The organism is Nocardia sp. A7, from assembly GCF_046549215.1.
GTDB lineage: Bacteria > Actinomycetota > Actinomycetes > Mycobacteriales > Mycobacteriaceae > Nocardia.
This window is the reverse complement of sequence record NZ_JAJPWE010000005.1, coordinates 233,916-256,548: the sequence shown is the minus strand read 5'-3', so window position 1 is coordinate 256,548 and position 22,633 is coordinate 233,916. Positions and strand designations below refer to the sequence as shown.

Here is a 22,633-nt window from a genome sequence, read left to right as displayed (position 1 = left end):
AGCTGTCGCAGAACGTAACTCGCAATGTGGTAGGGGCGGTGGAATTGATACCGCCGGTTTACCCTCGCCGTGTACGGTTGAGCACATACAGGTCAGCCGCGGACCAGCGGTGACCAGCGCGTCGTCGCCGCACTCGGGCCCCGAGTCACGGCTCTCGTTCCTTCTCTCGTCTCCCCGCTGCGGCGCCGTCGAACGATCCGAGGAAGAGCCTGCATGACCAGCGATCTCGACGACCCTTCCGATCTGACACCCGCCGACCCCGAGGGAGAAGAACCGACCGTCCACTGGCCCGAACCGAGCCCGCTGCAATCGTGGTGGACCGACATCATGGGCACGAAGAAACCGCGCAGGTTCGGCCAGCAGAGCTGAACCGCGTAGCACGAGCCACAGAGGCCGCACCGTTTCCGGTGCGGCCTCTGTCGTGTTCGAGCGGAATTCCCCGGGGGTATTGACCTGGACGCCGTGTCCAACATAAATTACATGGACACCGTGTCTCAGGTATTCGGGACACACGGCACACGGGAGTGCGTTCATGACACAGAAGGTGTTCGTAGTCGGCGTCGGCATGACGAAGTTCGAGAAGCCGGGTTCGCTGGAGTGGGACTACCCGGACATGGCCCGCGAGGCGGGGACCAAGGCACTCGCCGACGCCGGTATCGACTATGACCAGGTCGAGCAGGCTTACGTCGGTTACGTGTACGGCGAGTCCACCTCGGGCCAGCGCGCGGTCTACGAGCTGGGGCTCACCGGCATTCCGGTGGTCAACGTCAACAACAACTGCTCCACCGGGTCGACCGCGCTCTACCTCGCGGCACAGGCGATTCGCGGCGGGCTGGCCGAGTGCACCCTCGCCCTGGGTTTCGAGAAGATGCAGAAGGGCTCGCTCGGGTCGACCTACGACGACCGTGAGCAGCCGATGATGAAGCACCTGCTGGCGCTGGCCGAACTGCAGGAGTTCGCGATGCCGCCCGCCCCGTACATGTTCGGTGCCGCCGGCAAGGAGCACATGGAGCTCTACGGCACCACCGCCGAGCAGTTCGCCAAGATCGGCGTGAAGAATCACAAGCACTCGGTGAACAACCCGTACGCGCAGTTCCAGAAGGAATACAGCCTCGAAGAAGTACTCGAGGCCAAGCAGATCTACGGCCCGCTCACCAAACTGCAGTGCTCGCCGACCTCGGACGGTTCGGGTGCGGTGATTCTCGCGAGCGAGGACTTCGTCGACCGGCACAACCTGGCCGACCGCGCGGTCGAGATCGTCGGGCAGGCCATGGTCACCGACCTGAAGTCCACCTTCACCGACCCGACCGCGATCAACCTGGTCGGCTCCTCCATGTCGCGCACCGCCGCGCTGAAGGTCTACGAGCAGGCCGGGATCGGCCCCGACGACATCGACGTCATCGAACTGCACGACTGCTTCTCCACCAACGAACTGCTGACTTACGAGGCACTCGGTCTGTGCGCGCCGGGCGAGGGCGGTCGACTCGTCGACGACAACGCCACCACCTTCGGCGGCCAGTGGGTCGTCAACCCGTCGGGCGGGCTGATCTCCAAGGGCCACCCCCTCGGCGCGACCGGCCTGGCCCAGTGCAGCGAGCTCACCTGGCAGCTGCGCGGCGATGCCGACGCCCGCCAGGTCACCGACGCGCGAATCGCCCTGCAGCACAACATCGGTCTCGGTGGCGCGGTCGTGGTGACCGCCTACCGTCCCGCCGTCCGCTGAACTTCGCCCACCCGATCACATCAGGAGTAACACCATGGCATCTGTCTCCGTTTCCACCGCCCTGCCCGTCGCCCCCGAGCTGGCCTGGGCCCGTCTCAGCGATCTCGCCAACTGGGAGGAATGGCTGACCATCCACCAGGGCTGGCGCGGCGATCTGCCCGCCGAACTCGCCGCGGGCGCGCGTTTCACCGAGGTCGTGTCGGTGATGAACATGGCCAACAAGATCGAGTGGACCGTCGCCGAGGTCGTGCCGAACTCGTTCCTGCGCATCACCGGCGCCGGAATGGCCGGTGTCACCATCGAATTCGCGCTGAAGGTGGAGGCAACCGACACGGGCTCGGAGGCCGCGTTCGACGCGAGTTTCAAGGGCGCGATGATCGTCGGCCCGATCGGCAAGGCCGTGGCCAAGCACGCCGAAGCCGATCTGAAGGAGTCGATGGACAAGTTCACCGAGCTCGTCGGTTCGGCCGCATGACCACCCCGGAATCGGCCGGAGTCGTCTTCGACGGCTCCGCCCTGGGGGAGTGGACCGACGAAGAGCGGTTCTCGGTCACGGCGGAACGGATCGCGGAATACGCCGCGGCGACCAATGATCCGATCCCCGCGCACCTGTCGGGTGAGATCGCGCCGCCGGTATTCGCGGTGGTGCCGGTGTTCACCTCGATGGCGCCCGCCGCGCTGTCGGTCGCCCCGGTGGAGCTGCTGATGAAGCTGGTCCACGGTGAGCAGGACTTCCTGTTCCACCGGCCGATCCGGGCCGGTGACGAACTCGTGGTGCGGGCCAAGCCGATCGGCTACGTGGGTCGCCCGAACGGTTCGACCGTGGTCATCTATGCCGAAACCCGTGACGCGGCAGGCGAACTCGTCAACGAGCAGTGGATGACCGCGTTCTTCCGCAAGGTCGACGCCGGTCCCGGGGAAGGGGAGCTCGCGCCCACACACCGGATCACCGACGAGGATCGGGCAGGCGATCCGGCCGCGAAGCTCACCGCCCACATCGACGACGACCAGACCTTCCGCTACTCACCGGCCTCGGGCGATCCGATGCCGATCCACCTCGACGACGAGATCGCCCGCATGGCAGGGCTGCCCGGCATCATCAACCACGGCCTGTGCACGATGGCGTTCACCTCGTGGGCCGCGCTGACCGAACTCGCCGACGGTGACACCGCGCGTCTGCGCAGGTTGGCCGTGCGTTTCGCCAAGCCGGTGCTGCCGGGTCAGGACATCACCACCAGCTTCTGGGCCACCGAATCCGCTGATCCCGGTGTGCGGGCCTACGCCTTCGAAACCGAAGCCGCGGGCCAGATCGCGATCACCGACGGCCGCGTCGAAATCAACTAGGAGACACACTCATGGGAAAACTCGAGGGTCGCGTCGCGGTCATCACCGGTGCCGGTCGCGGCATCGGCCGCGAACACGCGCTGCTGTTCGCCCGCGAAGGCGCCAAGGTCGTGGTCAATGATCTCGGCGGCGCCAACGACGGCAGCGGCACCGACGCGGGCCCGGCCCAGCAGGTGGTCGACGAGATCGTCGCCGCCGGCGGTACCGCGGTCGCCAACACCGACAACATCGCCACCTGGGACGGCGCGAAAGCCCTTGTCGACCAGGCGATCAGCGAATACGGCACGCTCGACATCGTGGTGAACAACGCGGGCATCCTGCGCGACGCGTTCATCGCGGGCATGGACGAGTCGCAGTGGGACTCGGTCATCGCGGTGCACCTCAAGGGCCACGCGGCCACTCTGCACCACGCCGCCGCGTACTGGAAGGCGCAGTCCAAGGCCGGTACCCCGGTGTCGGCCTCGGTGATCAACACCGCCTCGGCCTCTGGCACCTTCATGCCCAACGCGGGGCAGGGCAACTACGGCGCGGCCAAGGCGGGCATCGCCGCGCTGACGCTGGTCGCCGCTGACGAACTCGAACGCTACGGCGTGCGCGTCAACGCGATCGCTCCGATCGCGCGCACCCGCCTGACCCTGGCCACCCCCGGTATGGGCGCACTGTTCGCGGCCGAGGTGCCCGAGGGTGAGTTCGACGCGTTCTCCCCGGCCAATATCTCCCCGCTGGTCGCCCATCTCGCCGCGGCCGACTGCGCGCTCACCGGCAAGGTGTTCGCCGTGCAGGGCGGTGCGATCGTCGAACTGGCCGGTTGGCACGACGTGCGCACTGTCGAGACCGACGGCCCGTGGACCATCGACGAGGTCGCCGCCCAGCTGAAAGAGACAAACTAGTTATGGCGCGCAACAGCTATGAGCTCGGCGTCGGTGTCAGCGAGGACCACCTGGCCCTCGCCGACGCGGTCGCCGGTTTCGTCGAGCGGACCATCACGTCCGAGGTCGTCCGGGCCGCCGTGGAGTCCACCGACGCGGGCAAGGTTCTCCCGTACTGGGACGCCCTCGTCGCCCAGGATCTGCTGAGCCTGCACATCGCCGAGGACCTCGGCGGTCAGGGCGCCGGTCTGCTGACGCTGGCAGTCGCCCTCGAACCGCTCGGACGTGGCCTGCACACCGGCCCGTTCGTGCCGACCGTGCTCGCCGGTGCGGTGCTGGCCGCCGCACATGGCACCGGTGCCGAAGACAAGTCGGCCCTGGCTCGGCTCACCGGGCTGGCGGACGGGTCGCGCACCGGTGCGGTGGCCTTGACCTCCAACCTGACCGGCACGCTGACCGACGGCACCGTGACCGTCAGCGGCACCGCCGACGGTGTGCTCGGGGCGATGTCGGCCGATGTCGTCATCGCGCCGGTCACGGTGGCGGGTGAACAGCGGTGGGTCGTCTTCGAGAACATCGATCTGACGATCAGCGCCCAGGACGGCATCGACGTGCTGCGCGGTTCGGCACGGCTGCAGGCGGATTCGGTCGAGGTCACGGCCGACCGGGTGCTCGACGTGAGTGCGGCGCGGGTGCGCTCGGTGGCCGCGGTGGTGCTCGGCGCCGAGGCGGTCGGCGTGATGTCGTGGTGTGTGTCGACCGCGTCCGAGTACGCCAAGACCCGCGTGCAGTTCGGTCGGCCGATCGGTCAGTTCCAGGGCGTCAAACACAAGTGCGCACAGATGGGCATCGCGCTGGAGAAGGCGCGGGCCGTGCTGTGGGACGCCGCGTTCGCCCTCGATCGCGACGACGAGACCGCCGACTACGCGGCCGCCGTCGCCGCGCTGATCATTCCGGATGCCGCGGTGCAGGTGGCCCAGGAGTGCATCCAGGTGCACGGTGGCATCGGCTTCACCTGGGAGCACGACGCGCACCTGTCCTACCGGCGCGCCCTCGCCCTGCGCGCACAACTCGGTGCGCGTGACGAACGGGCCGAAGCCGTGGCCGGTTACGCGCTGTCCGGGCTCGCCCTGTCCAGCGAACTGGAACTGCCCGCCGAGGCCGAACAGATCCGCGCCACGGTCCGGGCCGAGCTCGCCGAGATCGCGGCGATCGACGACGAGGACGACCAGCTAGTGGCCCTCGGTGACGGCGGCTGGAACCTGCCGCACCTACCCCGCCCCTATGGTCGCTCGGCCGCGCCGCTCGAACAGGTGGTGATCGCCCAGGAGATCAAGACCTCCGGCATCCAGATGCCGCAGTTGCTGATGGGCACCTGGGCGGTCGGCGCGATCGTTCCGCACGGCGACGACCGCCAGAAGCAAGAACTGGTCGTGCCGACCTTGCGCGGCGAACTGGTGTGGTGCCAGCTCTTCAGCGAACCGGGCGCGGGCTCGGACCTCGCGAGCCTGACCACCAAGGCCACCAAGGTCGACGGTGGCTGGCGGGTGAGCGGTCAGAAGATCTGGACCACGGTCGCGCAGTTCTCGGACTGGGCGATGCTGATCGCGCGCACCAGCCCCGACAAGCCCAAACACGAAGGCATCACCTACTTCGTGCTCGACATGTCCTCGCCCGGTATCACGGTGCGTCCCCTGCGGGAAATGACCGGATCGGCACTGTTCAACGAGGTGTTCCTCGACGACGTGTTCATCCCCGACGAGAACGTGGTCGGCGCGGTCGATGAAGGCTGGCACGTGGCCCGCACCACCCTGGCGGGTGAACGCGTGGCACTGAGCCAGAAGATGGAGGCCTACGCCACCGACACCGACCTGCTCCGTTTCGCGATCGGCCGTGACCTCTCCCCGGTGGCCCGCTACCGGCTCGGCGAACTCATGGCCGAGAGCCGAGCGGTGGACGTGATCAGTTCGCGGGTGGTCCTCAAGCAGCTGTCCGGCATCGACGTCTCCACCACGTCCAGCGTCGGCAAACTGCTGGGAATGGCACTGGGACAGGCGATTTCGGAGTACGTTGTGGCCGAACTCGGCGTCGCCGGTGTGGTGTCGGTGCCCGGCGAGCGCAGCGACCACGCGATGGAACAACTGATCGCGGGCCGCGCCACCACCATCTACGGCGGCACCACCGAGGTCCAGCTCAATGTCATCGGTGAACGGATGCTCGGCCTGCCACGGGACGCGGCGGTGAACGGGTGAGTACTCCCGGCTCTCGGACGAGCGGACCGCTCGCCGGTCTGCGGGTGATCGAAATCGCCAGCCTCGCACCGGGCCCCTTCGCGTGCATGGTGCTGGCCGATCTCGGCGCCGAGGTGATCCGCGTCGATCGGGTCGGCGACTCGGCCGGGCTGCTCGCCCCGTCGGGTGTGCTCGACCGCGGCCGCGCGTCCATCGCGGTGGACCTGAAATCGACCGAGGGCCGGGAGGTCGTCCTGCGCCTGGCCGAAACCGCCGACATTCTCGTCGAAGGGTTCCGGCCGGGCGTGGCCGAACGCATGGGCATCGGTCCCGATGTCTGCGCGGCCCGCAATCCCGGGCTGATCTACGGCCGGATGACCGGGTGGGGCCAAGACGGCCCACTGGCCGACGCCGCTGGTCACGACATCAACTACATCGGGGTCGCCGGCGCGCTGGATCTGCTCGGCCGGGCCGGGCAGAATCCGACCCCGCCGGTGAACCTGCTCGGCGACTTCGGCGGCGGCGGAATGCTGCTCGTCGTCGGTGTGCTCGCCGCGCTGCAGGAGCGGACGCGATCGGGCCTGGGCCAGGTGGTCGACGCCGCGATGGTCGACGGCGCGGCCCTGCTGACGGCCTTCGTGCACGGCATGCACGCCGCGGGTCTGTGGGAAGGCGAGCGGGGTGAGAACCTGCTCGACGGCGGCGGCGCCTACTACGACACCTACCGCTGCGCCGACGGCGGATATGTCGCGGTCGGCGCGGTCGAGCCGCACTTCTACGCCGAACTGCTCGACCGGCTCGGCCTGGCATCGGCGCAGTTGCCCGCGCAGTACGACCTCGACAGCGCCGAGGAACTACGCACAGCGCTGGCCGAGGTGTTCGCCACCAAGTCACGTGACGAGTGGGCTGCGGTGTTCGCGGACTCGGATGCCTGTGTGTCACCGGTACTTTCGCCGTGGCAAGCCCACGAGCACCCGCACAACAAGGCGCGCGACACCTTCGTCGAGGTCGGCGGCATCAGACAGCCCGCGCCCGCCCCGCGGTTCGAGCGCACGCCCGCCCCGGTGCCGCGCCCGGGCAGCACCACCGGTGCCGACACCGGTGCGGTGTTGCGCGAGCTCGGCTACAGCGACGACGACACCGACCGTCTCCGCCGCGCCGGGGCGATCGCCTGACGCCCGCCTGACACCCGCCGATCACCGCTGCCATGCGTGCCCGAATCGCTGGACTACAGTTCGTCGTTGTATTCGGCGAACCGCCCCTCCGGTCCCGGTAAGGAGAGATGTGACCGCACCGCACACGGACGGCAGAGCCAGCCGCTGGGACCGCCACCGCGCCGACCGCCGCGAACTGATCCTCGCCGCCGCCCTCGAAGCGGTCCGATCCCAAGGCGCTTCGGTCGGCGTCCAGGAGATCGCCGACCTCGCCGGCGTCCCCCGCTCGGTCCTCTACCGCCTCTTCAAAGACCGCCAGGACCTCGACGAACAACTCCGCACGCGCATCATCGACGACCTGATGGCCGCACTGGCCCCCACCCTGAACCCAGAAGGCACCGTCACCGAGGCAATCGCGCGCTCCGTCGACGCCTACATCGGCTGGATCGTCGCCAACCCCCGCCTGCACTACTTCCTCGGCGCCGGCTCGGGCTCGACCAAGGACCACAACTCACCCATCGTCTCCGGCACCAAGATCGCCATCGCCGGCACCGTCCGCGAGGTGTTCGAACGCGCGTTGCACGCGCAATCCGCCCCGGTGGCCGTAGCCGAGCCGATGGCCTTCGGCCTGGTCAGCTTCGTGGACGGCAGCGTGAACCGCTGGCTGAGCCGGTCGATGCAGCCGATGGACGCAGGCGAATTGTCGTCCTTCCTGCACATCGCCATCTGGGCGATCATCGACGCCTCGCTGCGCGAAGTCGGCATCACGCTCGACCCGCTGACGTCGATCGCGGAGTTCACGGCGGCGAATTAGATGTGACACGCGGTAGCGGCAACTCTTGTGCGGTACTGCCGGTACCACTAAACTGGACAGTGGAACCGTACCGAGGAGACACCGATGACGCTGTCCAATTACCACGAGACCCTGCAGAGCCTGTCCGAAGGCTCGGTGACCAAACGCTTCGATCCCTATGTCGATATCGACTGGGATTCGCCCGACTTCGCCGTGCACTCCGACGACCCGCGCTGGATCCTGCCCGACGTGGACCCGCTCGGCCGCCACCCCTGGTACAAAGCGCAGCCCGTCGAGAAGCGGATCGCGATGGGCTTGTGGCGCCAGGCCTGCATCGCGAAGGTGGGCATCGACTTCGAGCAGTTGCTCATCCGCGGGCTCATGCAGTATCTGCCGTCCGTGCCCAACGGTGACCCGGAGTTCCGCTACATCACGCATGAAGCGGCCGAAGAGTGCAACCACACGATGATGTTCCAGGAGATGATCAACCGCATCGGCTACCGCGATGTGATCGGCATGGGCTCGCTCGATCGCAAGCTCACGTTGATCATCTGGCCCGCGGTGAAGTTCTTCCCCGGCTTCTTCTTCACCCTGGTGCTCGGTGGCGAAGAGCCGATCGATCACCTGCAGAAGGCGTTGCTGCGCAGCGGAACCGACCCGCATCCGATGGTGCACCGGGTGATGGAGATCCACGTGGCCGAGGAGGCCAGGCACATCTCGTTCGCGCACGAATATCTTCGGATCAATGTGCCCTCGATGAACTTCGTATCGAAAACCGTACTGTCCGTGGCATTTCCGATCACCATGCGGGTGATGCTGGCGATGATCGCGACGCCGCCGAAGCAGTTCGCCGAGAAGTTCGGGATTCCGGGCGAGGTGATGCGCGACGCGTACTGGCGCAACCCGTACTCGCGGCACATCAAGCGCGACGTCTTCACCGATGTCCGCGCGCTCGCGACCGATATCGGCCTGATGAATCCTGTCGCCAGGCGGGTATGGCGTCTGCTCGGTATCGACGGACCGGTGTCGCGCTACCGCAGCGAGCCCGCGCGCAGGGCCGCATGAGGGCCGAAACCTGGTCCGCGCCCACGCGCGCCGTCCTGCCGGACCAGGATCCCTTCTTCGCGCCGCGGCCCGGGTTCGAGGGCCTGGCCGAAGGTACGATCCTGCGTTCGCGACCGGTCGAACTCGCCGCGTTCGGGGTGATCGGGCTGAAGGTGCGGGCCTGGCAGTTGCTGTACCGCACGACCGATCTCAACGGTGTGCCCGAGGCGTCGGTCACCACCGTGGTTGCGCCGTTGGGAGGCGTCGCGCCCGGTGCGCCACTGCTGTCGTTCCAGTGCGCGATCGACGCCATCTCGCCGCGGTCGTTTCCCTCGTACGCGCTGCAGCGCGGTTCCCGCGCCATCGGCACCTTCACCCACATCGAACTGCTGTGTTTCGCCGACGCGCTGACCAGGGGCTGGGCGATCTCGATCCCGGATCACGAAGGCATGCTCGGCGCGTGGGGCGCACCGCGCGAACCGGGCTATCGCGCACTCGACGGCATCCGCGCGGCCCTGGCCTTCGAACCGGGCGGCCTCGACCCGGCGGCGCAGGTCGGCCTGTGGGGATACTCGGGCGGCGGCCTCGCCACGGCGTGGACCGCGGAGATGGCACCGACCTACGCGCCCGAACTCGACATCGTCGGTGCCGTACTCGGCTCCCCGGTGGGCGATCTGGTGTCGACCTTCCATCGACTCAACGGCGGCCTGCACGCGGGCCTGCCGACGCTTGTGGTCGCCGGGCTGCGCCGGGTGTATCCGGCGTTCGAGGAGCTCGTCGTCACCAACTTCAGCGATGAAGGCCGCGCGGTGCTCGACAAGGCCGCCCAGTCGACGACCGCCGCCGCGGTCCTGCGACTGGCCCGCTACAACGTCGACCGGCACAGTGGCACGCCGATCGCCGAGCTGCTCGCCGTGGAAGCGATGCTGGCCCTGTTCGCCGATCTCACGCTCGGTGACCGGGCACCCGCGGTGCCGCTGCTGGTCGTGCAGGCCGTGCACGACCAGATCATCGCGGTCGACGATATCGATGCGCTCGTGCAGCGCTATCGCGAGCAGGGCGCGCACGTGACCTACCTGCGTGACCGGACGAGCGAACATCTCACCCTGCTGCCACTGTCGACACCGCTGAGCCTGAACTGGCTCGACGACCGATTCACCGGTGTGGCGGTGACACCGTCGGAAACTCGGACGGTGCGCAGCGTGCTCGCGCTGCCCGCGGGCCGTCGTGGGCTCGGCGCGATGGCGCGCGCCGCGTTCCAGGTGCTGTTCGGGCGCCCGATCACCGCCTCGGCGACCGGTCACCGCAGGGGGCGCACGGCCCGCAAGGCTCGTCGCGCGGCGTGAGACGCTAACTTACTCGCTGGTAAGATACGGATATTGGGTCTGCGGATTGGCAGAAACTGGTGAAGTAAGGGGTTTACCGATGGGGATCGTTGCCGAGCTGCCGCGCGCGGTGCGCAATGTGTGGTCGGTGTCGTTCGGCGGTGGACTCGAGTCCCACCGCCCCACACCGTCGACGACGGTGTACGAAGGCGCGCACCGGCACCTGAAGCGCTATGACCGCAGCACACCGGCGCCGGGCAATCCGGTGCTGCTGGTGCCGCCGCTCGCGGTGACGACGGCGTGTTTCGATCTACGGCCGGGCCAGAGCCTGGTGCGCTTTCTGCTCGACCAGGACAGGCAGCCCTACGTCGTCGACTACGGCGAATTCGGTTACGCCGACCGTGATCTCGGCCTCGAGGACTGGACCGACGACATCCTGCCGGAGGCGATCGCGCGAGTCTCTGAAGAACACGACGGCCGTGGCGTCGACATCGTCGGCTGGTCGCTGGGCGGGGTGCTCGCCCTGCTGACCGCGGCCGCCCACGCCGACCTGCCGATCGCCTCCATCACCTGCTTGGCCGCGCCGATCGACCAGGCCCGCACCGCGTTCCTGTTCCCGCTGCGCCTGGTCGCCAAGGTCACCGGTGGTCGGGAGATGGCCTTGGCGACCAAGGTGATGGGCGGCATCCCGCAGGAATTCGTGCGGCTCGGCTTCCGGATCCAGGCCTTCGACCGTGAGCTCGCCAAGCCGATGTTTCTGGCCCGCAACGCCTTCGACACCGAGGCGCTGGCCAGGATGGAGGCGACCGACCGGTTCATGGCCGCCATGCCCGGCTACCCCGGCCGCTCGTACTGGCAGATCTACCGCAGCCTGGTACTGCGCAACGAACTCGCGAGCGGGTCGATCCGATTGCGCTCGGACCTGGTGATCGAACTGTCGAAGGTCACCTGCCGAGTGCTGCTCGCGGGCAGCCGCAGCGACGTGGTGGTGCCCGCCGCCTCGGTGCGCCGCGGCCTCGATGTCCTACCGAACGCCGCCGAAGTGGAGTTCGTCGAGGTCAGCGGCGGCCACTTGGGCATGGTGTCCGCCGCCGACACGACCTGGCCCGCGATCGAGGAGTTCCTCAGCCGCTGACCACGACCCACGCCGCTCCCAACTCGCGCTCGATCACTCTGCCGGGGTCGGAAGTATTTCCGCTGTCCACCAAACCGCGGGCAGGTGCAGCCCGAACCTCTCTGCATGCCTCACGTTGAACCGTGAGGTGACCCGCGCTGCCTCGACAGTGCACCCGGTAGACGAGAGGTTTTCCCCAGTGAGAAGAACACGTCGATCGATCCGTACGGCAGCGGTCAGCGCGGCGCTGGTGAGCGCGCTGGCCACGGCCGGGCTGGTGCTCCCGGTGAGTGTCGCCAACGCCCGACCCGAGACGGCCGGGGTGGTCTCGACAGTCGATATCGACAGCAGACGCCAGCTGGTGACCGTGTTCTCGCCCGCGATGGACAAGCAGATTCCGGTCCAGGTGATCCGGGCGGCGGATACCGAAACCCCACGGCCGACGATGTATCTGCTCAACGGTTCCCAAGGTGGCCCGAACGAAAGCGGCTGGGACGCGCAGACCGACGCTGTGAGCTTCCTGCGCGACAAGGACGTCAATGTCGTGACCCCGGTCGGCGGCGCCAGCTCCTACTACACCGACTGGGTGCGCGACGACGCGGTGCTCGGCCGCAACAAATGGCAGACCTTCCTCAACGAGGAATTGCCGCCGGTGATCGAGGAATTCCTGCGGGCCGACGGCAACCGCACCATCGTCGGTGTGTCGATGAGCGGCACATCGGTGCTGAACCTGGCGATCGCCAAGCCCGGCTTCTGGAACAGCGTGGCCTCCTACAGCGGTTGCGCGCAGACCTCGGACCCCATCGGCCAGGAATTCGTCAAGATCACGGTGGAGAACTGGGGCGGCGGACAGAGCATCGAGAACATGTGGGGACCACGCAACGGCCCCCTGTGGCGCGCCAATGATCCGCTCGTCAACGCGGAAGGGCTGCGTGGCACCGAGGTCTATCTGAGCACCGGCACCGGGATCCCCGGCGCACCCCACGACACACCGGCTGACACGCGCGTCCGGGAAGGCCGGATCCCGCTCCCGGTCCAGATCGCCTTCGGCGGCCCCATCGAAGCTGCGGTGCACTTCTGCACCATCAACCTCGCGAACCGGCTGCGCGAATTGAACATTCCGGTCACGCTGGACGAACGCCCTGTCGGCACACACTCCTGGGGATACTGGGAGGACGACCTCCGCTCGTCGTGGCCCTTCCTGGCGAAGTCGGTGGGCAGCCGGACGAACTGAGCCGCCTGCGCCACCGAGCATCGCGAACCATCGACAGCCCAGCGTGGCAACGGAACCCGATGACCTGGCCGAGGGTCATCGGGACTTCCCCCGCGGTCACCTGCCGGGGCATCAAGCCTTCGTGGCGACTACCAGCACATTCTTGCCGAACAGCTTGCCGGTGACGGCCTGCAGGAGCTTGCTGAGTGGGAACACGATGCGGTCGTAGAGCTTCAGCGCTCGCGTGTTGATCGTGCCGTCGTCGCTACCGGCGAACTTGTAGGCCAAGGTGGCGAAGAAGCCGATCGGGTCGCAGTAGCGCGACTCCACGATCTCCAGACCCGCGTTACGGAGAATGCGGTTGAGTTGGGTCCGGCGATAACGCCGGTAGTGCCCGACTTTGGTGTCCATCGAGGTGAACAGCATCTCCAGCGCGGGCACATAGATCACCAGCGTCCCACCGGGCCGCAACAGCGAAGTCAGATGTTCGGACGCTTCCTGATCGTTCTTGATGTGCTCGAATACGTTGAAAGAATAGATAAGACTGTACATTTCGGCTTCGGATGGCTCGGCATCGCAATCGACGACCTTGTAGCCTTTCGACAGCAGCAACTTCTGCAAATCGGCGTCGGGCTCGAGACAGTCCGGGATGATGTCGCGCTCGGCCAGCATATCGGCGTAAGTGCCCCTACCGGCGCCGAAGTCCAGTATGCGTAGGTCCGGTGACGTGACGTGTTTGTCTACGCAGTCGATCAGAAATCTGTTGTAGTTGACCGCTTCGGTCATCGCCTCCAGGTTGTCACACCCGGTATACGCGAATTCGCTGCTGGTCACGCGTGTCCCCTCAATTCATAGATGGACGGCATCGCGGCCAGCGTAGTCCGACCGCATCGCGGTGCTACGACATCGGGCGAAATCGCGTCTCGACTCGGCCCGATCGTGGCCGGCCGAGTCGTCGGCGACAGTGATCGAGTGGGGCAGAGACAGGTTCGGCGCACCGGATGCGGTGCTCGCGTCCGGTGCGCCGAAATCATGGCAGCTGGTGGGCCGTCAATCCGGTTGGCCGAGCGGGCGGCGGCCCGTCATCGTGGTGAGTTCCACCGGCCCTGACCAACCGCAGGGTGACTCGCACACGCCGGTGACCATCGCGGTGGTCGATCCGTCGCTGTAATAGACGGTGTGCGTGCTGGCCCGCGACGGATAACCGCACGTCGGGCATTTTCCGAAGTAGTTGAGGACCTCGCGAACTCCGGACGCCGCAACCGGTTTCGGCGTCCACGGCAACGAGTCCGCGTGTGTGACTGCACTGTCGCGCATTTTTCGTTCACCGATCGTCGCGACGACGACAAGTCCGCCGCCGCGTCAATTCGGGACATGAGCCTTTCAGTAGTGGCGGGGTCCCGGCGTACACGGGCTCGCTGAACCGGCGAAGGTGGCCACATCGCAGATGCCCCCGGTCAGCATCTGAATCGGGGTGATTCCCAGCAGGACGATCAATCCGATGATGTCACCGCGCCCGGCCAGTTCCCCGACCGAACTCGCCGCGGCCGAGCCCGCATCCGCTGCCGACGAACCGGTTTCGGCCACTGCCGTGCCCGCTGTGGTTCCGACGAGGCCGGCTACCGCGACCGAGGCTGCGGCAATACGAAGGGTGTTGCGCATTTCATGCTCCTTGCTGGGGAGTAGGAACTCCCTGGAAATGGGTTTGTGCAGAACTTCGCCGTATCAGCGCGGTGGCTGGCTCATATCGCGGTTCATCACCGGGAGTTCGATACTGATCGGCAGGCGCAGTTCGGCCAGGTAGATCAAAGCGGCCTTGCGCAGGAATTCGTCGAGGAGCCAGTAGGGATCCTCGAGCGGCGGGACCACGGTGAGCAGGCCCTCGCGCACGGCGATGAACGGACCCCAAGCGACTTGGAGCAACGGATCCCAGATCGGTTCCCTCGGAATCGAGAGGCCGTCGGCGATCTTGTCGCCGAGCAGGAAACGGGTGAACGCGCCGAGTACCGGCTTGCTCAGAATCGACAGATCGATGTTGGCGCCCAGGCTGAGCAGTCGATCGGCCAGCTTGGCGCCTTCCGGCGTCGCCGCGAGGATGGGATCGAGTATCTGCGCCGATTGGGAATTGGCGTCGGGCCATGACTTGGGGATGTATTCGTCGCGTACACCCAGCAGGTGCGCGGCGACCTGCCAGGAGTGCAGGAACGCCTCCGATTCATGTGCCGGGATCGGCACCTTCCATGAGTTGAGGTGCTTCATCACGGTCGTCGGCAGGCTGTGCCAGGTGACCATGATGTCGTTCTGGCTGATCGGGATGTCCTCCTCCGCGGAGTGCACCCAGTGCGGGGACTGCGGCAGCAGATGACGTACCGCCGCGTGGACCAGCCGGGTTTTGACACAGGTGACGACCATTTCCCCGTCGGGCATGTAGGCATTGGCGCTACCGATGTCATAACCGAGTTTCGCGGTCTTGGTGATGCGGTCTTTGAGGTCGTGGCCGCCCTTGGAGTAATAGACCGATCGCGCCTCTTTCGGGATGACGGTGCTCATCATGCCGCTGGCGAACCCGTAGAGGACACCGAGATAGAGGCCGCGCTTCTTGTTGAACGCGATCGCGGTATCCAACTTGCCCTGATCGGTCCACTGCGGCAGTCGGCGCGCGTACTCCATGAAGTCGCGCAACTCCGGAGGCAAGCCGGCGGGCAGTGCCTCACCGTTCCTGGTCCAGGTCCGCAACAGCTCGTTGACCTTGGGGACTTCGCCTCGATCGATGAGTCCGGCGACGAGTTCGTCGGCTTCGGGATCCCAGACTGTCAACGGGTCGACACCGGCACCGGTTCCGGCTATTGATCCCTCAGGCGACCACGTCCACGGATCAGCCCGTGCGGTCGCACCCAATCCGATGGTGCCGGCAACGCCGAGCATTCCGCCGGCTTTCAGGGCGTTACGTCTATTGAGTCTATCCATGACACTACTCCTCATTGAGCACGATCAGACCCCCAGACCGCGTCGCGAGCGCTCGATGCACGTCGCCGAATCGGTCTAGAATAGTGAGTAACTTAACAGAAGATAGGCGGCGTGTCTACGTAACGCACACCCTCGCGCCACGGCTGCTCGGGCCTCAGTTATGGGGCACGGTCTGGATCTATGGTCGGAGTGCCGTGGCCTGTAGCCGGATCGCTGGTCCCGGCCGTCGTGTATCGACTCCCGTCGCCGTCTCTCGCTGGTTCTGAATGGCAGACAGCGCCGTAAGGGCCGCATACGCGGGAGCGAAGAGTTGCCTCGGCGCACGGCTGATCTGCCAGAGGGCTGCGATTGTGCGCACGGCGTCGCGCAGACAGCGGTGTGAAAAGTCCCTGGCTCAGTGGCAAATAGCGCGCTGACGCGTCTCGCCAGCGGATCGCAATCGGACTTCGAAATGGTGAGAATTATGATCAACTTGTTGCACTGTCTCCGACCTCGCGGCAGTGCGCGGTCTGGGCTCAGATCAAATTCTTGCCCTGGGATCGACGCTCACGCATGTCGTCCAGGTAGCGCTCGAAGGGCTGGGCTCGCCAACTGTCCGGTAGCACCTCGAGCAGTCGTCCGACCGTGCGCATCACGACCTCGAACACTCGCTGCCTGCGGGGGCTCCACCGCAGGCCCAACGCGTCGCGGAACTGTTGTGGCAGAAACCCGGTGGTGAAAAAGCGATTCGCCCGACCGAACACCACGCGGACGCCTCTGCTCCATGCCGCCATCTCGACAACGTAGTTGAGCAGGTAGGTGCGGACTTCGTCGTCGAAGGACAGACCGTCGAGCATCGAGTCCCAGTACCGATCGAAGGCCGCGCGGTCGGTCGGCCACAGTTCGGCAGGCATCTGCAGAGTTGTGCCGAACCTGGCGGCATCGCGATACATCTCGTCGGCATCCTGCTCGTTCATCCCGCCGTAGAGCAGGTTCACCGTATCCACGACGCCTCGGTACAGGCAGGCGGCTACCCACAGTTGCAGCCGGGGGTCGAAGGCGTTGTACCGAACTGGGCTGTGCGGTCCCGAGCGCACCTGCCGGTGCGCGGTGCCCACCGCGGCACGGTATGCCGCCTGATCTTCGTCGGTTCCGATCATCGCCACCGCGAGATAGGTGAGCGTGGTTCGACCGCGCTTGGCCGGTCGCGTTGCGTAACTACCTGATTCGACGACGCTTTCCACCACGCCGCGCCCCACCGGCGGCAGGCTCAGCTGCATGATCACGTTCGCCGGGCCGCCAAGCAACGCGCCGACACCGTTGAGGTAGCGATGGCGGCGCGCGATGTCGTCCGAGACATCCTGCGCCCGTGCTGAACTGGTCATCGCCGACCTCCGGTTCGAAAGGGTGAGAGATTAACCCGCTCATGCTCTCACCCGGAACCGGACTTCCACAATGCTGTTTCGCATTTTCAGCCCCGTTAAGTTACCAATGGTTCTGTCACCGGCTACGATCGCCATCGGCCGTCGGTGCCCAGATTCCGATCGCTCGTCCCGAGTAACCCGAACCCTTCGGAGGTGTCCATGCCGGCGATCTCGAGCATGCCCGCGGCCTTGGTCAGAACGATGGCTGACAGCCTGTCCGCGGTCGGAGTCCTGCGTCGAAGCGGCGCGATCGAACTCCAGCACCCGGTGGAACTGATCCGTACCGCCATGGATGCGACCGTGTTCGGCCCGGTGGTCACAGCGTTCGCGCACGCGGCTCGCCGCAGGGGCACCGCCACTGCGATCGTCGACGAGCAGGGGCCGTTGAGCTTCGAAGAGCTCGACCATAGATCGAACGCGGTAGCCAACGGCCTTGTCGCGCGGGGGATCACGAGTGACACCGTGCTGGCGGCGCTGTGCCGCGACCATCGGGGGATGGTCCTGTCGCTGCTCGCCGCGGGCAAGCTGGGTGCGCGAATCGTGTTGCTCAATACGGGAATGGCGGGCCCGCAGCTGTTGTCGGTGGCCGAACGCGAAAACGTCGGTGCGATCCTGCTCGACGCCGAATTCCTCGACCGTATCGGTGGCCTGCCCGCTAAGTTACCTGTAATTCTGACATTGGACGACGGCAGGGTGAACCACGGGCGGGTGACTTTGGACGATGTCCAGGCGGGCCAGCGCACCCGCCCACCGGCGAGTCCCGAACAGCCAGGCGGGATCGTGGTACTCACCAGTGGCACGACCGGAACACCGAAAGGTGCACCGCGAGGCAAAGTGTCGCCCTTGCAATCGGCGCAGTTCCTCGACCGTATCCCCTTGCCGAAGGCGAGTACGACCGTGCTCGCGGCGCCGGCGTTCCACGGCACCGGTCTCTCTCAGCTGATTCTGGGCTGGGCGCTGGGCAGCACGATCATCTTGCAGCAGCGCAAATTCGACCCGCGCCGCACGTTGGCCGATATCGAACACCATCGCGCGGGCACCCTGGTGCTGGTACCGACGATGTTGCAGCGCATTGTCGATCTGGGCGAGTCCGTGCTGGCCGAATACGACACCTCCTCGCTGAGAGTGATCTTCGCGGCCGGCTCCTCGATTTCACCCGACCTGAGCAGGCGTACCGCCCTGGCGTTCGGTGAGGTGCTCTACAACCTGTATGCCTCGACGGAGGTCGCGGTGGCAGCCGTCGCCACGCCTCGCGATATGCGGGAAGCGCCTGGCACCGTCGGCCGTCCACCCGTCGGCTGCCGGGTCGCGATCTACGATGAGCACCGCCGTCGGGTCACCGAACCGGGCGTGGTCGGCACAATCTTCGTCGCCAGCGCACTGAGTTTCGGCGGTTACACCGACGGCACCGGCAAGGAGATCGTCGACGGAATGCAGTCCAGCGGCGATGTCGGCCATTTCGATACGGCCGGAAGGCTGTTCATCGACGGTCGAGACGACGACATGATCATCTCCGGCGGCGAGAACGTCTTTCCGCTCGAGGTCGAGAACCTGCTCGTCGAACGACCCGACATCCTCGAGGCGGCTGTCGTGGGGGTAGACGATCGCGACTTCGGAAAACGCCTGCGCGCGTTCATCGTGCCCGCACCGGGTGCCTCGTGTGACGCGCAGCAGATCAAGGATCACGTCAAGTCGACCCTCGCGCGGCACAAAGTGCCCCGGGATGTGGTGTTCGTAGACGAGTTGCCACGCAATGCCACTGGCAAGTTGCTCCGTCGCAAGCTCGAGGGCGCCGATCCGCAGTGAGATCCGGGGTTGTCGCGGGCCGAACCTCGCGTTCGAGGCACCCGAACTGAACCGGGCCGAGGTGGTTACGGCGGGGTGGGTGTCTCCCGTGCTGTGGCGATGTCAGCGGCCGACGGGGCGACCGCACCGATCACCTGGTCTGTGAGTTCTCGATCGAGCCCAGCCGCGACGAGCGCCTCGGTGAGATGGCCTGCGACCAGGTTGAAATGGCCTACCGTGATGCCGCGCCCTTGATGAACGGTGCGCAGGGACGGGCCGACGTACGGGACCGGTCCGCCGAGTAGGGCAGTGAAGAACTCGACCTGCCTGCCTTTCATCCGGGTGAGGTTGGTGCCGGCGAAGAACGGGGACAACCGCTCATCTGCGAGGACGCGCCGGTAGAGGTCTTCGACCACTGTCTCCAGAGCGGCGTGGCCGCCGATCTGCTCATAGAGTGGCAGCTCTTCACGCGATGCGTCGGCATCGTCGTCGGACGCGGGCGTGCTGCGTCGATCCGGTCGATCCATGGGGTCCTCGTTTCGCGAACGTCACCGAGGGGAAGTCGGTGACTGTTTCCGGAACTGCCCCACAGATATGAATTGGCAGTAACTTATCTCGAGGGCGATTCCTTGTCTCGGGTTTGAAGTAGCCCGCTCAGAAGTGGTGAGACCGCGAAGATTCTGCCGCTCGGGTACGGTGGAATAGCTAGTAACATAAAGTTGTGCTGGTCTGTCCGACATGGGAGACTGCTTGCCAACCATCGCCGCCGAGAGGTGACGTTGAACGCAGTGAGGAAGTCAACGATGACTACCGACTATTCACCCGGAATCGATTCTGCGCGGCCCCGTGTGGCCACTACGGAACCCTCTCGCAGAGTCCGGGCACTCGCCGACGAGTTGGCCTCCCGCATGCTCGAGAACATGGTCGCGCGCCGCGGTGGCGCACACGGTGGTGCCGCGGCCACTGTTGATGTCCTAGCGCCCGGCGCTACGCTGGCCGCGGTTCCTGTCCGTGGACGCGGCGATACCGTTCGGCATCGCATCGCTGGCTCGTCGCGCGCGCGGACCGAGGTGCCGAGCGAGGTGATCGATCGCGCTATCGATCAGGGATTCACAACGAGTTTGGAGCTGATCGCCGCGAGTGTGGTCGGCACCGACGAGCAGAAGCTGACGGTGGTGCGCCAACTGGCGACCGAAATGCTGGACAGCGTCACGGCGGCGATATCGCTTGCCTATACCGACCACCTCGAGACCGAGGTGGTCGATGATCAACGAACCAGGAACGCGTTGGCGATTGCGTTGCTCAGCGGGCAGGACACGTCGACGGTCACGCGGTGCAGTGGCTTCGAGGTCGCCGAGAGCTATTCCGTGCTGGCAGTGCATTTCCCGTCCCATGGTGACGACGAATCCGACACATTTGTCACCCAGCTGGAAGTCCGGCGAATGATACGAAATGTTCGGGCCGCCCTGGATGCCGATGGGTCGGTTCGCGCGTTGTCGAGACTCGATGCGCGCGGGGGTGTGGTACTCATTCCGTCGGCCGAAGCGAGGGATCTCGACACTGTGTTGGCCGAGCTCTCCGTCGCGGCCGGCGTCGACATGACCGCGACCTACGCGGAGGCACCGCCGGCGAAAATTCCGGAAACCGTTGATCAGCTGTGCGAACTCTTGGATCTTGCACGAAGAATGCGGCGCCCACCCGGCCTCTTCCGGTTCGCTGATCTGGCAGTCGAATATCAGCTGACCAGGCCGTCTCCTGCGCGCCGCCACCTCGCTGCGATACTGAGCCCCCTCGACGATCATCCAATTCTGTTGGAAACCCTGTGCGCGCATTTCGACAACAATCTGAACCGTCGCCGAACCGCGCAACAGCTCGGAGTGCATATGAACACCATCGACTATCGACTGAAAAGCATCCGTAAACTGACAGGTTTCGATCCACTATCGGCCGATGGGCTCTGGTGTCTGCAGTCGGCGCTGGTCGTGCGTCAAGCGAACTATCCGGAGAAATAAAGTGGGCCGGCGGTGGTCTCCTCGGCTCGGCTGGCCGAGGAGACCACCGCCGGGAACGCAGTGGAATCGTAAATTTCTCAGCTGGTGACAGCGGGCGTCAAGCCCGGCGAGCCGTGCAGTTTGCGCAGTTCGTGCTTGACGACCTTGCCGCCCGCATTGCGCGGCAACGCGTCGACGACCACGAGGTCCTTCGGGTGCTTGTAGCGGGCGAGGTGGGCGTTGAGGTGTGCTTCGAGGTCGGCGAGGCTGATGGCGTCGGTGTCCTCGACGGCCACGATCGCGACCGGGATCTCGCCCCATTTGCCGTCGACGCGGCCGATCACCGCCGCCTCCCTGATTCGCGGGTGCGCGAACAGCACGTTCTCGACCTCGGCGCAGTAGATGTTCTCGCCGCCGGAGATGATCATGTCCTTCTTACGGTCCACGACGTAGACGAAGCCCTCCTCGTCGAGGCGCACGAGGTCACCCGAGTGGAACCAGCCGCCTGCGAAGGCGTCGGCGGTCGCGCGGGGGTTGTTCCAGTACTCGCGCATCAAAGTCGGTCCACGATAGACGATTTCGCCGATCTCGCCCTGGGCCACGTCGTTCATCTGGTCATCGACGACGCGGGTGGCGATGGTGGGGATCGGCTTGCCGACGGAGCCGAGCTTGCGGATCGCGTCCTCGCCGTCGAGCACGCAGGTGATCGGCGACATCTCGGTCTGTCCGAAGACTGCCACGTTGAGCGCGTTCGGGAAGGTCTGCGCCATGGCTCGCAGTACGGTGTCGGAGGCTGGGGCCGCGCCCCAGCTGATCACCCGCAGCTGTAGATCACGCTGTGCGACAGTCGGATCGGCGCACACCACCTGCCACTGTGCGGGCACGAGGAACACCGAGGTCGCGCGCTCGCTTTCCCAGGCGTCGAGCACTTCGCCGGCGTCGAACGCCTTGAGTGGATGGATCACCGTCAACGCGCCGAGTACGAAACAGGACGCGACGCTGCCGAGCCCTGCGATGTGGAACAGCGGCGACGCGCAGAAGGCGATGTCGTCGGCGCTGTAGCGCATGGCGCGAATACAGGTGAGCGCCTGCGAATTCATGTTCAGGTGGGTCAGGACCGCGCCCTTGGGGTTTCCGGTGGTGCCGGAGGTGTACATGATCAGGGCGGCGGTGTCCTCGGTGACATCGTACGGCTCGTGCGGTTCACCCGACTCCGCGATGAGATCCTCGTAGCCGAGAACTTCGTCGTCGGTCGGTGCGCCGACCACGATACGAGTGCGCAGATGATCGGATGGGACGGCAACCGCGGCGGCGAGCGGGGCGAGCACCGCGTCGGTGATGATCACGGTGGCCCCGCTGTCGGCGACCAGATAGCCGATCTCGGGCGGGGTGAGTCGGAAGTTCACCGGCACCGCGATAGCGCCCAGAGTGTTGATCGCGAACACCGATTCGAGGTACTCGGTGTTGTTGAGCATCAAGATCATCACGCGGTCGCCGGGCCCGACGCCGCGGCGAGCGAGCGCGTCGGCGAAACGTTCCACCCGCCAGTGCAGTTCGCCCCAGCTGGTGGTTCTGCCGAGGTAACGCACGGCGGGAGCGTCCGGTTTGGCGGTGGCATGGATCGCGATCTGGTTCATCCAGTGATTGCGTCGCGAGCGCAGGGGTTCTGTGGACATC

At 66.1% G+C, this 22,633-nt stretch carries 21 protein-coding genes; 14 read left to right on the top strand and 7 right to left on the bottom strand.

Going from position 1 to position 22,633, the window contains the following annotated elements:
- Window positions 1-213: 213 nt before the first annotated feature.
- From ACLJPD_RS26700 to ACLJPD_RS26645, 12 genes are all read left to right on the top strand, one after another.
- Window positions 214-369, top strand: coding sequence for a hypothetical protein (locus ACLJPD_RS26700; protein WP_410875809.1), 156 nt, complete (start codon window positions 214-216; stop codon window positions 367-369).
- A gap of 163 nt (window positions 370-532) precedes the next feature.
- Window positions 533-1,723 (top strand): lipid-transfer protein, encoded by a 1,191-nt coding sequence (locus tag ACLJPD_RS26695; protein ID WP_410875807.1) that lies wholly within the window; start codon window positions 533-535, stop codon window positions 1,721-1,723.
- A gap of 34 nt (window positions 1,724-1,757) precedes the next feature.
- A complete protein-coding gene (locus ACLJPD_RS26690; RefSeq protein WP_410875805.1) occupies window positions 1,758-2,198 on the top strand; it encodes an SRPBCC family protein in 441 nt (146 codons plus the stop codon).
- Window positions 2,195-3,067 carry a MaoC/PaaZ C-terminal domain-containing protein gene (locus ACLJPD_RS26685; RefSeq protein ID WP_410875803.1) on the top strand — a complete coding sequence of 291 codons (873 nt, stop codon included), beginning with the start codon at window positions 2,195-2,197 and terminating at the stop codon, window positions 3,065-3,067. The genes ACLJPD_RS26690 and ACLJPD_RS26685 overlap by 4 nt, the downstream gene beginning before the upstream one ends.
- A gap of 11 nt (window positions 3,068-3,078) precedes the next feature.
- The gene (locus tag ACLJPD_RS26680) at window positions 3,079-3,957 is read left to right on the top strand and encodes an SDR family oxidoreductase (RefSeq protein WP_410875801.1); all 879 of its coding nucleotides are present in this window, start codon (window positions 3,079-3,081) and stop codon (window positions 3,955-3,957) included.
- A gap of 2 nt (window positions 3,958-3,959) precedes the next feature.
- Window positions 3,960-6,188, top strand: a complete 2,229-nt coding sequence (locus tag ACLJPD_RS26675) for an acyl-CoA dehydrogenase (RefSeq protein ID WP_410875799.1) — start codon at window positions 3,960-3,962, stop codon at window positions 6,186-6,188.
- Window positions 6,185-7,342, top strand: a complete 1,158-nt coding sequence (locus ACLJPD_RS26670; RefSeq protein ID WP_410875797.1) for a CaiB/BaiF CoA transferase family protein — start codon at window positions 6,185-6,187, stop codon at window positions 7,340-7,342. The genes ACLJPD_RS26675 and ACLJPD_RS26670 overlap by 4 nt, the downstream gene beginning before the upstream one ends.
- Before the next feature lie 109 nt (window positions 7,343-7,451).
- A complete protein-coding gene (locus ACLJPD_RS26665) occupies window positions 7,452-8,135 on the top strand; it encodes a TetR/AcrR family transcriptional regulator (RefSeq protein ID WP_410875796.1) in 684 nt (227 codons plus the stop codon).
- A gap of 84 nt (window positions 8,136-8,219) precedes the next feature.
- Window positions 8,220-9,179 (top strand): AurF N-oxygenase family protein, encoded by a 960-nt coding sequence (locus tag ACLJPD_RS26660; protein WP_410875794.1) that lies wholly within the window; start codon window positions 8,220-8,222, stop codon window positions 9,177-9,179.
- Window positions 9,176-10,504, top strand: coding sequence for a lipase family protein (locus ACLJPD_RS26655; RefSeq protein ID WP_410875792.1), 1,329 nt, complete (start codon window positions 9,176-9,178; stop codon window positions 10,502-10,504). Before ACLJPD_RS26660 ends, ACLJPD_RS26655 begins: the two co-directional genes overlap by 4 nt.
- A gap of 79 nt (window positions 10,505-10,583) precedes the next feature.
- Window positions 10,584-11,618: an alpha/beta fold hydrolase gene (locus ACLJPD_RS26650; RefSeq protein ID WP_410875790.1), complete on the top strand. Its 1,035-nt coding sequence runs from the start codon at window positions 10,584-10,586 to the stop codon at window positions 11,616-11,618.
- A gap of 178 nt (window positions 11,619-11,796) precedes the next feature.
- A complete protein-coding gene (locus tag ACLJPD_RS26645; protein WP_410875788.1) occupies window positions 11,797-12,831 on the top strand; it encodes an alpha/beta hydrolase in 1,035 nt (344 codons plus the stop codon).
- Between the two features lie 111 nt (window positions 12,832-12,942).
- On the opposite strand, the gene ACLJPD_RS26640 is transcribed toward ACLJPD_RS26645, so the two are convergent.
- The 5 genes from ACLJPD_RS26640 to ACLJPD_RS26620 form a co-directional block, all read right to left on the bottom strand.
- Window positions 12,943-13,596, bottom strand: coding sequence for a class I SAM-dependent methyltransferase (locus tag ACLJPD_RS26640; protein ID WP_410875786.1), 654 nt, complete (start codon window positions 13,594-13,596; stop codon window positions 12,943-12,945).
- 264 nt (window positions 13,597-13,860) lie between these two features.
- The gene (locus ACLJPD_RS26635) at window positions 13,861-14,127 is read right to left on the bottom strand and encodes a hypothetical protein (protein ID WP_410875784.1); all 267 of its coding nucleotides are present in this window, start codon (window positions 14,125-14,127) and stop codon (window positions 13,861-13,863) included.
- 66 nt (window positions 14,128-14,193) lie between these two features.
- Entirely contained in the window at window positions 14,194-14,472 is a 279-nt protein-coding gene (locus ACLJPD_RS26630; RefSeq protein WP_410875782.1) for a hypothetical protein, read from the bottom strand.
- 63 nt (window positions 14,473-14,535) lie between these two features.
- Window positions 14,536-15,777 (bottom strand): oxygenase MpaB family protein, encoded by a 1,242-nt coding sequence (locus ACLJPD_RS26625; protein WP_410875780.1) that lies wholly within the window; start codon window positions 15,775-15,777, stop codon window positions 14,536-14,538.
- A gap of 515 nt (window positions 15,778-16,292) precedes the next feature.
- Complete coding sequence (locus ACLJPD_RS26620) at window positions 16,293-17,141, bottom strand: oxygenase MpaB family protein (RefSeq protein ID WP_410875778.1); 849 nt, start codon at window positions 17,139-17,141, stop codon at window positions 16,293-16,295.
- A 240-nt stretch (window positions 17,142-17,381) separates the two neighbouring features.
- On the opposite strand from ACLJPD_RS26620, the gene ACLJPD_RS26615 reads away from it, so the two are divergent.
- Window positions 17,382-18,986, top strand: a complete 1,605-nt coding sequence (locus tag ACLJPD_RS26615) for an acyl-CoA synthetase (protein WP_410875776.1) — start codon at window positions 17,382-17,384, stop codon at window positions 18,984-18,986.
- Window positions 18,987-19,051: 65 nt separating this feature from the next.
- Here the strand turns inward: ACLJPD_RS26615 and ACLJPD_RS26610 are convergent, their stop codons facing one another.
- On the bottom strand, window positions 19,052-19,492 hold the full coding sequence (locus ACLJPD_RS26610) for a group I truncated hemoglobin (RefSeq protein ID WP_410875774.1): 441 nt from the start codon (window positions 19,490-19,492) through the stop codon (window positions 19,052-19,054).
- A gap of 393 nt (window positions 19,493-19,885) precedes the next feature.
- On the opposite strand from ACLJPD_RS26610, the gene ACLJPD_RS26605 reads away from it, so the two are divergent.
- Window positions 19,886-20,977 carry a PucR family transcriptional regulator gene (locus ACLJPD_RS26605; protein WP_410875772.1) on the top strand — a complete coding sequence of 364 codons (1,092 nt, stop codon included), beginning with the start codon at window positions 19,886-19,888 and terminating at the stop codon, window positions 20,975-20,977.
- A gap of 77 nt (window positions 20,978-21,054) precedes the next feature.
- On the opposite strand, the gene fadD5 is transcribed toward ACLJPD_RS26605, so the two are convergent.
- Window positions 21,055-22,632 carry a fatty-acid--CoA ligase FadD5 gene (gene fadD5 / locus ACLJPD_RS26600; RefSeq protein ID WP_410875771.1) on the bottom strand — a complete coding sequence of 526 codons (1,578 nt, stop codon included), beginning with the start codon at window positions 22,630-22,632 and terminating at the stop codon, window positions 21,055-21,057.
- Window position 22,633 lies beyond the last annotated feature (1 nt).

What these genes read in the sequence shown, in the direction of transcription:
- ACLJPD_RS26700 (WP_410875809.1), top strand. Translation starts at nt 214, where the DNA reads ATGACCAGCGATCTCGACGACCCTTCCGATCTGACACCCGCCGACCCC.
- ACLJPD_RS26695 (WP_410875807.1), top strand. Translation starts at nt 533, where the DNA reads ATGACACAGAAGGTGTTCGTAGTCGGCGTCGGCATGACGAAGTTCGAG.
- ACLJPD_RS26690 (WP_410875805.1), top strand. Translation starts at nt 1,758, where the DNA reads ATGGCATCTGTCTCCGTTTCCACCGCCCTGCCCGTCGCCCCCGAGCTG.
- ACLJPD_RS26685 (WP_410875803.1), top strand. Translation starts at nt 2,195, where the DNA reads ATGACCACCCCGGAATCGGCCGGAGTCGTCTTCGACGGCTCCGCCCTG.
- ACLJPD_RS26680 (WP_410875801.1), top strand. Translation starts at nt 3,079, where the DNA reads ATGGGAAAACTCGAGGGTCGCGTCGCGGTCATCACCGGTGCCGGTCGC.
- ACLJPD_RS26675 (WP_410875799.1), top strand. Translation starts at nt 3,960, where the DNA reads ATGGCGCGCAACAGCTATGAGCTCGGCGTCGGTGTCAGCGAGGACCAC.
- ACLJPD_RS26660 (WP_410875794.1), top strand. Translation starts at nt 8,220, where the DNA reads ATGACGCTGTCCAATTACCACGAGACCCTGCAGAGCCTGTCCGAAGGC.
- ACLJPD_RS26655 (WP_410875792.1), top strand. Translation starts at nt 9,176, where the DNA reads ATGAGGGCCGAAACCTGGTCCGCGCCCACGCGCGCCGTCCTGCCGGAC.
- ACLJPD_RS26650 (WP_410875790.1), top strand. Translation starts at nt 10,584, where the DNA reads ATGGGGATCGTTGCCGAGCTGCCGCGCGCGGTGCGCAATGTGTGGTCG.
- ACLJPD_RS26640 (WP_410875786.1), bottom strand. Translation starts at nt 13,596, where the DNA reads ATGACCGAAGCGGTCAACTACAACAGATTTCTGATCGACTGCGTAGAC.
- ACLJPD_RS26635 (WP_410875784.1), bottom strand. Translation starts at nt 14,127, where the DNA reads ATGCGCGACAGTGCAGTCACACACGCGGACTCGTTGCCGTGGACGCCG.
- ACLJPD_RS26630 (WP_410875782.1), bottom strand. Translation starts at nt 14,472, where the DNA reads ATGCGCAACACCCTTCGTATTGCCGCAGCCTCGGTCGCGGTAGCCGGC.
- ACLJPD_RS26625 (WP_410875780.1), bottom strand. Translation starts at nt 15,777, where the DNA reads ATGGATAGACTCAATAGACGTAACGCCCTGAAAGCCGGCGGAATGCTC.
- ACLJPD_RS26620 (WP_410875778.1), bottom strand. Translation starts at nt 17,141, where the DNA reads ATGACCAGTTCAGCACGGGCGCAGGATGTCTCGGACGACATCGCGCGC.
- ACLJPD_RS26615 (WP_410875776.1), top strand. Translation starts at nt 17,382, where the DNA reads ATGGCTGACAGCCTGTCCGCGGTCGGAGTCCTGCGTCGAAGCGGCGCG.
- ACLJPD_RS26610 (WP_410875774.1), bottom strand. Translation starts at nt 19,492, where the DNA reads ATGGATCGACCGGATCGACGCAGCACGCCCGCGTCCGACGACGATGCC.
- ACLJPD_RS26605 (WP_410875772.1), top strand. Translation starts at nt 19,886, where the DNA reads ATGGTCGCGCGCCGCGGTGGCGCACACGGTGGTGCCGCGGCCACTGTT.
- fadD5 (WP_410875771.1), bottom strand. Translation starts at nt 22,632, where the DNA reads ATGTCCACAGAACCCCTGCGCTCGCGACGCAATCACTGGATGAACCAG.